10 protein-coding genes and 1 pseudogene are annotated in these 8977 nt (G+C 72.4%); 4 read left to right on the forward strand and 7 right to left on the reverse strand.

The window, feature by feature from the left end; translation table 11 throughout:
• The 5 genes and pseudogenes from ACXJKG_RS16425 to ACXJKG_RS16445 form a co-directional block, all read right to left on the reverse strand.
• Window positions 1-140 (reverse strand): annotated as a pseudogene (locus ACXJKG_RS16425) (DNA-binding response regulator); the annotation flags it as partial.
• Window positions 137-1345 carry a sensor histidine kinase gene (locus ACXJKG_RS16430; RefSeq protein ID WP_456846817.1) on the reverse strand — a complete coding sequence of 403 codons (1209 nt, stop codon included), beginning with the start codon at window positions 1343-1345 and terminating at the stop codon, window positions 137-139. The pseudogene ACXJKG_RS16425 and the gene ACXJKG_RS16430, both read right to left, overlap by 4 nt.
• 50 nt (window positions 1346-1395) lie before the next feature.
• Window positions 1396-2190 carry an ABC transporter permease gene (locus tag ACXJKG_RS16435; protein WP_456846818.1) on the reverse strand — a complete coding sequence of 265 codons (795 nt, stop codon included), beginning with the start codon at window positions 2188-2190 and terminating at the stop codon, window positions 1396-1398.
• A complete protein-coding gene (locus tag ACXJKG_RS16440) occupies window positions 2187-3143 on the reverse strand; it encodes an ABC transporter ATP-binding protein (RefSeq protein ID WP_456846819.1) in 957 nt (318 codons plus the stop codon). The genes ACXJKG_RS16435 and ACXJKG_RS16440 overlap by 4 nt, the downstream gene beginning before the upstream one ends.
• Before the next feature lie 134 nt (window positions 3144-3277).
• Window positions 3278-4663, reverse strand: a complete 1386-nt coding sequence (locus tag ACXJKG_RS16445) for a glycine--tRNA ligase (protein WP_456846820.1) — start codon at window positions 4661-4663, stop codon at window positions 3278-3280.
• A gap of 162 nt (window positions 4664-4825) precedes the next feature.
• Between ACXJKG_RS16445 and ACXJKG_RS16450 the strand changes: the two genes are divergently transcribed.
• Genes ACXJKG_RS16450 through ACXJKG_RS16465 form a run of 4 tightly spaced genes read left to right on the forward strand, consistent with a single transcriptional unit; the run spans window position 4826 to window position 8045 of the window.
• Entirely contained in the window at window positions 4826-5755 is a 930-nt protein-coding gene (locus ACXJKG_RS16450; protein WP_456846821.1) for a metal ABC transporter substrate-binding protein, read from the forward strand.
• Complete coding sequence (locus tag ACXJKG_RS16455; RefSeq protein ID WP_456846822.1) at window positions 5752-6528, forward strand: metal ABC transporter ATP-binding protein; 777 nt, start codon at window positions 5752-5754, stop codon at window positions 6526-6528. The genes ACXJKG_RS16450 and ACXJKG_RS16455 overlap by 4 nt, the downstream gene beginning before the upstream one ends.
• Window positions 6525-7469, forward strand: coding sequence for a metal ABC transporter permease (locus ACXJKG_RS16460; protein ID WP_456846823.1), 945 nt, complete (start codon window positions 6525-6527; stop codon window positions 7467-7469). The genes ACXJKG_RS16455 and ACXJKG_RS16460 overlap by 4 nt, the downstream gene beginning before the upstream one ends.
• Before the next feature lie 9 nt (window positions 7470-7478).
• Window positions 7479-8045 (forward strand): DedA family protein, encoded by a 567-nt coding sequence (locus tag ACXJKG_RS16465; protein WP_456846824.1) that lies wholly within the window; start codon window positions 7479-7481, stop codon window positions 8043-8045.
• Here the strand turns inward: ACXJKG_RS16465 and ACXJKG_RS16470 are convergent.
• A complete protein-coding gene (locus ACXJKG_RS16470) occupies window positions 8030-8812 on the reverse strand; it encodes an isoprenyl transferase (protein WP_456846825.1) in 783 nt (260 codons plus the stop codon). The genes ACXJKG_RS16465 and ACXJKG_RS16470 overlap by 16 nt on opposite strands.
• On the reverse strand, window positions 8813-8977 hold a 165-nt coding region (locus ACXJKG_RS16475; RefSeq protein ID WP_456846826.1), incomplete at its 5' end, for a DNA repair protein RecO C-terminal domain-containing protein. It abuts the gene before it with no gap.

Consider the following 8977-nt stretch of genomic DNA (forward strand, 5'->3'; position numbering starts at 1 on the left):
GCGTTCTCCCGGGCGGCCAGCAGCACCTCGTCKCCACGGCCCACCTGCGCGACCACCGTGAGGTCCGACTCGAGATCGAGCAGGGCGGCCAGCGCTCCCCGGACCAGGGCCTGGTCGTCGGCCAGCAGCAGTCTGATCACCGAGCACCGTTCTTCGTCGTCACCAGCAGCTGGTAGCCGCCCAGCGGGCTCGCGGACACCTCGACGTGCGCCCCGACCTCTCGCGCGCGCTCCGTCAGCCCGCGCAGCCCGTTGCCGGGCACCACCTCGGTGGTGGCCGGCCCGAAGCCGTCGTCCTCGACGACGAGCGTGTCCGCGGTCATCGTGACGCGCACCCGCGACGCCGCCGAGTGCCGGATGACGTTCGTCGTGCCCTCCCGCAGCGCCCAGGCGAAGAGCTCGCGCAGCGCCTCGGGGACCTGGTCGACCGTGCCGGGCACGTCCGCCTCGACCCCCGCGGAGTCGAACGCCTGCCGCGCGCCGGCCAGCTCGCCCGCGAGCGTCACCGCGCGCGTGGCCGAGACCATGCCGCGCACGTCCGCGAGCGCGGACCGGGCCAGCGCCTGCACCTCGGCGATCTCGGCCCGCGAGCGGTCGGCGTCGACGTCGAACAGCTTCCCGGCCAGCTCCGCCTTCACCGCGATCACGGTCAACGAGTGACCGAGGATGTCGTGCATGTCGCGCGCGATGCGCTCGCGCTCCCGCTCCACGGCCAGCACCGCGACCTCGTCCTGCGCGAGCGCGAGCTGACGGTTGCGCTGCACCAGCTGCGTGAACCCGTACACGGCGACGGAGGCCAGGATCACCGAGATCACGAGGTCGTCGATGGTGTCCCAGCCCGGCACCAGGCGCGGGACCACGAGGATGAGCACGCACGAGAACACGGCGACCAGCAGGGCCCGCGGGTCGCGCAGGAGGAAGATCGCGGAGACGCAGACGAAGACGAGGCCGACCAGCCCCTGCTCCTCCGCGGCCAGGGTCGAGACGCCCACGAGCACGACCTGGCCGACCAGCACCACGCCGGTGTGCGGGTGCGGCAGTCGGCTGCCGTGCGGCCCGGCCCGGGTGAGCACCACCCAGGCGAAGCTCGCCGCCAGGCCCGCGATCGCCACGAGCGACAGGGTGCGCTCGATCCCGGGCGACGCCGCCCACGCGGCCTGCCACGGCTGCAGCAGGAACACCGCCCAGACGATGCCCATGGCCGGGCCGACGACGCGCATGACCCTGCGGGTGCGCGGCCGGGCGATGCCGTCCGCCTCCGAGGCGTACGCGAGCCGGCCGCCCCAGCTGGGCCACTCGTCCTTGGGCACGGAGATGCCGTCACCCGGCTCCGCGCGACGCCTCACGGCGCCCACGCTAGCCGGGTGACGGTCACCGGGATCCGTCGCCGTGCGGGTCACACCCGCGCCGTGTCGCGGCGGAACCGCCAGGCCGCTCCGCCGACGAAGACGGCCGCCCAGCCGACCACGTTGACGACGGCCCAGATGCTCGGCGTCTCACCCGTGAGCGGCGCCCGCACGATCTCGGCCAGGCCGTAGGTGGGGACCACCTTGGCGATGTCGGCGAACAGCCCGTCGCCGAGCGGGACGAACAGGCCGCCCGCGAACGCCAGGAGCGCGAGCACCGGGCCGAGGATCTGCATGACGTTCTCCGCCGGCAGCAGGTACCCCATGAACAGCCCGAAGGCGGCGAAGACGACCGAGCCCACCCAGGCGAGCCCGAGGGAGGCGACGAGCGCGCTGGTGTCCCCCGTCGCGCCGCTCAGCAGCCCGACGGCGGCCACGACGACGACCGCCGCGAGCCCCATCACCATGGCGACCGCCACCTTGGTGAACACGTACGTGGCCGGCCGCAGCGGCGTGAGCCGCAGCTGACGGGTCCACCCCTGCGAGCGCTCGACCGAGACGCTGGCGCCCCCGCTGGTGGTGGCCAGCATCGCGCCGTAGAGCGCCATCGACACCATGATGAACGCCGTGACGTTGGCGTTGCCCACCGACTGGGTCGTGTACGCGTCGGCCGTGCCGAAGATGAGGAAGAACGCCGGCGGCATGATCAGCGTGAAGATGACCGTGCGGCGGTTGCGCAGCAGGCGGCGCAGCTCGATGGACAGGAACGGTCCGTTGATGAGTCCCGTGCGGGGCGCACGGTCCGTCGCGCGGGCGGTGGCGACGGTCGTGGCTGCGGCGCTCATGCTGCACTCCCAGGGGTGTGGTTGTCGCCGGTCAGGGCGAGGAACGCGTCCTCGAGCCCGCGGGCGGTGATCTCGACGTCGCTCGCCGCGGTGGCGGTGAGCAGGTGGCGTGCGACGCCGTCGGAGTCCGACGTGTGCACGAGGACGCGGTCGCGGCGCAGCTCGACGGACTGCACGCCGGGGATCGCGTGCAGGGCTGCACTCTCGGCGGGGGTGAGGTCCGGCAGGGTCGCCGTGACCAGGCGGCCCGAGGCCATGTTCTTGACCTGCGCGGCCGACCCGTCGGCGACGATCCGCCCGTGGCTGACCAGCACGATCCGGTCGGCGTAGGCGTCGGCCTCTTCGAGGTAGTGCGTCGCGAACAGGATCGTCCGGCCGCGGGAGGCGTCCGCCCGCAGGGCCGTCCAGAAGTCGCGGCGCCCCTCGACGTCCATGCCGGTGGTCGGCTCGTCGAGGACCAGGACGTCCGGGTCCGGCAGGAGCGCGAGCGCGAACCGGAGCCGCTGCTGCTGCCCCCCGGAGCACTTGCCCACCCGGCGGTCGGCGATGTCGGCGATCCCCGCACGGCCGAGCACCTCCTGCGCGGTCCGGGACGACCGGAAGAAGGACGCGGTCAGCTCGACCGTCTCCCCCACCGTGAGGTCCTTGAGCAGGCCGCCCGTCTGCATGACGGCGGAGACCCGGCCCTCGGCGATCGCGCGGCTGGGGTCGAGCCCGAGCACCGACACCGAACCCGAGTCGGGCTGGGCCAGGCCGAGGAGCATGTCGATCGTGGTCGTCTTGCCGGCGCCGTTGGGGCCCAGGAACGCGACGACCTCACCCGGCGTGATCGCCAGGTCGATCCCGTCGACGGCACGCACGGTGCCGAAGGACTTGTGCAGACCGCGCAGCTCGATCGCCAGCGGTTCCGAGCCGGCCGGGGCCGGTGTGGGAAGGGTGTCGGTGAAGGTCATGGCTCGATCCTGGCCGACGGCCGCGGGCCGCTCCCCCGCCGACCGTCACGAGCCGGGCATGACGGATGTCATGCGGACACGACGACGCCCGCCCCGCGCGAGCGGGACGGGCGTCGTCGGTGTGGTCGGACGCGTCAGGCGCCGACGAGGTGCTGCGCCAGGTAGCCGGTGACCTTGTCCAGGGCCACGCGCTCCTGCGTCATGTCGTCGCGGTGCCGGATGGTGACGGCCTGGTCGTCGAGGGTCTCGAAGTCGACCGTGATGCAGAACGGCGTGCCGATCTCGTCCTGGCGGCGGTACCGGCGGCCGATCGCGCCGGCGTCGTCGAACTCGACGTTCCAGTTCTTGCGGAGCTCGGCGGACAGGTCGCGGGCCTTGGGCGACAGCGACTCGTTGCGGGACAGCGGCAGGACCGCGGCCTTGACCGGGGCCAGGCGCGGGTCGAGCTTGAGCACCGTGCGCACGTCGACCCCGCCCTTGGTGTTGGGCGCCTCGTCCTCGGTGTAGGACTCGACCAGGAACGCCATGAGGCTCCGAGTCAGGCCGGCCGCGGGCTCGATGACGTACGGCACGTAGCGGGTGCCGGTCGCCTGGTCGAAGTACGAGAGGTCCTGGCCCGAGTGCTCGGTGTGCGTCTTGAGGTCGAAGTCCGTGCGGTTGGCGATGCCCTCGAGCTCGCCCCACTCGCTGCCCTGGAAGCCGAAGCGGTACTCGATGTCGACGGTGCGCTTCGAGTAGTGGGACAGCTTCTCGGCCGGGTGCTCGTAGAGCCGCAGGTTGTCGCGGCTGATGCCGAGGTCCACGTACCAGTCGGTGCGCTGGTCGATCCAGTACTGGTGCCAGGTCTCGTCGGTGCCGGGCTCGACGAAGAACTCCATCTCCATCTGCTCGAACTCGCGCGTGCGGAAGATGAAGTTGCCCGGCGTGATCTCGTTGCGGAACGACTTGCCGATCTGGCCGATGCCGAACGGCGGCTTCTTGCGGCTCGTCGTCGACACGTTGGCGAAGTTCACGAAGATGCCCTGCGCGGTCTCGGGCCGCAGGTAGTGCAGGCCGGACTCGTCCTCGACCGGGCCGAGGTAGGTCTTGAGCATCATGTTGAAGTCGCGCGGCTCGGTCCACTGACCGCGCGTGCCGCAGTTGGGGCACGCGATGTCCGCCAGGCCGTGCTCGGGGGCGCGGCCCTTCTTCTCCTCGAACTCCTCCAGCATGTGGTCCTCGCGGAACCGCTTGTGGCAGTTCAGGCACTCCGTCAGCGGGTCCGTGAAGACGCCGACGTGGCCGGAGGCGACCCAGACCTGGCGGGGCAGGATCACCGAGGAGTCGAGGCCGACGATGTCGTCGCGGCTGGTCACCATCGTGCGCCACCACTGGCGCTTGATGTTCTCCTTGAGCTCGACGCCCAGCGGTCCGTAGTCCCACGCCGAGCGGGTACCGCCGTAGATCTCGCCGCTCGGGAAGACGAACCCGCGCCGCTTGGCGAGGGAGACGACGGAGTCCAGGCGGGAGGGTGCAGCCACGATCGATCACTCCAGGGTGGTGGCGCCCGCGGCTGGGTGTCGCGGGCGGATGGACCGCAGCGGCGTCGCCGCGGTTGAGCAAGAGTCGAGCGCAGCCCAGGCTACCGGTCATCCGGCGAGGTCGTTTTGACAATGGTTCTCGTCCAACTGAGAATGATCGTCATGTCCATCGTGTCCCGACGAGCCCGGCTGCTCGCCCCGGTCGCCCTCGTCCCGCTGCTCGTGGCGGGGTGCGCGAGCGAGTCCGGCGTCGCCGAGGGGACGGTCGACGTGATGGCGTCGTTCTATCCGCTGCAGTTCGTGGCGCAGCAGGTGGGCGGCGACCGGGTGACCGTCCGCTCGCTCACACCCCCCGGAGCCGAGCCGCACGACGTCGAGCTCTCCCCCGCCCAGGTCTCCCGGATCGACCGCGCCGACCTGGTGGTGACCCTCTCCGGCTTCCAGGCCGCCGTCGACGACGCCGTCGCGCAGACCTCGCCCGCCCACGTCGTGGACGCCGCGAACGACACGACCCTGATGACGCCCCTGCAGGAGCACGGGCACGAGGACGGGGCCGACGAGGGGCACGAGCACGGCACCCTCGACCCGCACTTCTGGCTCGACCCCAGCCGGCTGCCGTCGGTCGTCGACGACGTCGCGGAGCAGCTCACCGCCATCGACCCCGAGGGCGCGTCCGAGTACAAGGCGAACGCCGCGGAGCTGAACCAGAAGCTCGCCGACCTCGACGCCGCGTACTCCAGCGGGCTGGCCGCGTGCGAGACCCGCACGTTCGTCACCTCGCACGACGCGTTCGGGTACCTCGCGGACCGGTACGGCCTGTCCCAGGTGGGGATCTCCGGGATCGGCCCCGAGGCCGAGCCGTCCCCCGCCCGGCTCGCGGCCGTGGAGAAGATCGTCCGCGACCAGCACGTGAGCACGATCTTCTTCGAGAGCCTGGTGAGCCCGAAGGTGTCCGAGACGCTCGCCGACGACCTCGGCATCGACAGCGCGGTGCTCGACCCCGTCGAGGGGCTCGCGGATCCCGCCGACGACTACTTCTCGATCGCCGAGCGCAACCTCGACGCCCTCCGCGTGGCATTGTCCTGCTCGTGAGCGCACCCGTGATCGAGGCCTCCGGCCTGGGCGTGACCCTGGGCGGGCAGCCGATCCTCGACGGCATCGACCTCGCGGTCCCCGCCGGTGAGGTCCTGGCCCTGCTCGGCGCCAACGGGTCCGGCAAGTCGACGCTCGTGCGCACCCTGCTCGGCGTGATCCCGCGCACCGCCGGGACCGTGAAGCTGTTCGGCACGGACCTCGGGCCGACCGCCCCCTGGGACCGCGTCGGCTACGTGCCGCAGCGCCTCCCGGCCGCCGCGGGCGTCCCGGCCACCGCGTACGAGGTGGTGACCTCCGGGCTGCTGCACGGCCGGTCGCTGCGCCCGCCGCGGGGGCACCGGCGCCGGGCCCTCGACGCGCTCGCCGACGTCGGCCTCGGCGACCGCACGCACCAGCGCGTGCAGGAGATGTCCGGCGGGCAGCAGCAGCGCGTGCTCATCGCGCGCGCCCTGGTCCGCGACCCCGACCTGCTCGTGCTGGACGAGCCCACGTCGGGGATCGACATCCCCACGCAGGCCACGTTCGTCGACACCGTCAGCCGGCTGCACGACGCCGGCACCACGGTGGTCGTGATCCTGCACGAGCTCGGCCCGTTCGCGCCGCTCATCGACCGGGCGATCGTGCTCCGGCACGGCCGCGTCGCGCACGACGGTGCACCGCCCCGGGCCCGCGGCGAGCACGCCGGCGAGTGGCACGACCACACCCACGCGCACTCCGACCCCGAGGTGCCGCCCAGCGGTCCGTCCCTGTCCGTGGAGGTGAACCCGTGACCGCGTGGGACCAGGTGGTCGAGCTGCTGACGTCGCCCCTGATGCAGCGGGCGCTGATCGCGGCGATCCTCGTCGGGGCCTGCGCGCCGGTCGTCGGGACGTTCCTCGTGCAGCGCCGCATGGCCCTCATGGGCGACGGCATCGGGCACGTCGCGCTCACCGGCGTGGCGCTCGGCTGGCTCGTCGGCAGCTGGGCCGGGCTGGTGCCGCAGGACGCGCTCGCCGTGCCCGGCGCCGTCATCGCCGCCATCGTCGGCTCCGTCGTCATCGAACTCGTGCGCGAGCGTGGCCGGACCAGCGGGGACCTGGCGCTCGCGCTCATGTTCTACGGCGGCATCGCGGGCGGCGTGCTGCTCATCAAGGTCGCGGGCGGCACCAACGCCAACCTCATCAGCTACCTGTTCGGCTCCATCTCGACCGTCTCGACCACGGACCTGTGGTGGACCGTCGGGCTCGCCGCCCTGGTGCTGAGCGTGGGCATCGGCCTGCGGACCGCCCTGTTCGCGGTCAGCCACGACGAGGAGTTCGCGCGAGCCAGCGGGTTGCCCGTGCGCTTCCTGTCGATGATCGTCGCCGTCATCGCCGCCCTCACGGTCACCATCGCGATGCGCGTCGTCGGCCTGCTGCTGGTCAGCGCGCTGATGATCGTGCCCGTCGCGATCGCGCAGCTGTTCGCGCGGTCGTTCAGCAGCACCATGATGCTGGCCAGCATCGTCGGCGTCGTCGTCAGCGTCGCCGGGCTCGTGCTCACGTACTGGCAGGACATCCCGCCGGGCGCCACCATCGTCGTGCTCGCGATCCTGGTCTACGCCGTCGCCGCGAGCCTGAAGCCCGTCCTGTCGCGCCCGCAGCCCCCGCGCGACCCGCATCCCGACATGGTGGACGACGTGCTGCTGGTCGACGACGTGCACGATGTTAGGCCTACCTCACCTGCACCGTAGGATCGCCCTGTGACCCACGTGCGCGACGCCTACGGCCTGGGAGGCGTCTCCCTCGGCATCGCCGTGGTCGTGCTCTTCGCCATCGTCCTCGCGCGCTCGCACGCCACCTACTGGGCCGGCCGCGGCGTGGTCCGCGGCGCGCAGGCCGTGCACGAGACCGAGGCCGCCCCCGGGTGGTGGCACGCCACGATGCTGCGGCTCGAGGCCTGGACCGACACCCGCACGGCGCAGCGCGGCCTCGACCTGGTGCGTCGGTGGGGTGCCGTCGCCGTCACGCTCGCCTACGTCACCGTCGGGCTCCAGACGGCGATCTTCGCGTCGGCCGGGCTCATCAAGATGCCCTACCTGCGCTTCTCGCTCGCCTCGATCCCCGGCGCGCTGGTCTGGGCGGTGGTGTGGGCGACGGTCGGGTTCGGTGCCGTGTGGGGTGCGCTGGCGCTGTTCGCGCAGTCGCCCTGGGCMCTGCTCGGGGTGGCCGTCCTGCTCGTCGGCGCGATCGTGTGGTTCGTGCGCCGCCGACTGCTGCGCCGGGCGCGCCTGGCGCAGACCCAGGAGCCCGCTCAGGCCGAGGTCTGACCCGGCTTGTCGACCGCCCCGCCGTACCGCCGGTCGCGGCGCGCGTACGTCTCGACCGCCCGCCACAGGTGCCGCCGGTCGACGTCGGGCCACGGCTCGTCCAGGAACACCAGCTCGGCGTAGGCCGCCTGCCAGATCATGAAGTTCGACGTCCGCTGCTCGCCCGACGAGCGCAGGAACAGGTCGACGTCGGGCAGGTCGGGCTCGTCGAGGTAGCGGGCGAACAGCTTCTCGTTGACCTTGTCCGGCTTCACGCGGCCCGCCGCGACGTCCCTCGCGATGGCCTGCGCGGCGTCGGCGATCTCGGCCCGTCCGCCGTAGTTCACGCACATCGTGAGCGTGACGGTCGAGTTGTTCTTCGTCAGCTCCTCGGCGGTCTCGAGCTCGTTGATCACCGAGCGCCACAGCCTCGGCCGCCGACCCGCCCAGCGCACCCGCACGCCCCACGAGTTCATCAGGTCCCGCCGCCGCCGCAGCACGTCCCGGTTGAAGCCCATGAGGAAGCGGACCTCGTCGGGCGACCGCGACCAGTTCTCCGTGGAGAACGCGTACGCCGACACGTACTCGACGCCGACCTCGATCGCTCCCGCGACGACGTCGAGCAGCGAGGCCTCCCCGGCGGCGTGCCCGGCGGTCCGAGGCAGCCCGCGGGCGTTGGCCCAGCGGCCGTTGCCGTCCATGACGACGGCGACGTGCCGCGGCACGAACTCCTTCGGGATCGAGGGAGCGCGCTCGCCGCTCGGGTGCGGCGGGGGTGGGACCGGCATTCAGACCCTCTCGACCATCGGCAGCGAGCGCAGCTGGCGCTCGAGGTGGAACTGGCAGAACGCGGCGACCAGGCCGTTGCCCTCGCCACGATGCCGCTCGGCGCTGGCGTCGGCGACGGCCCAGTCTCCCCCGAGCAGCGCCGCGAGCAGCTCGAACGTCTCCGG

It is taken from the genome of Cellulomonas sp. P5_C6 (assembly GCF_054049635.1).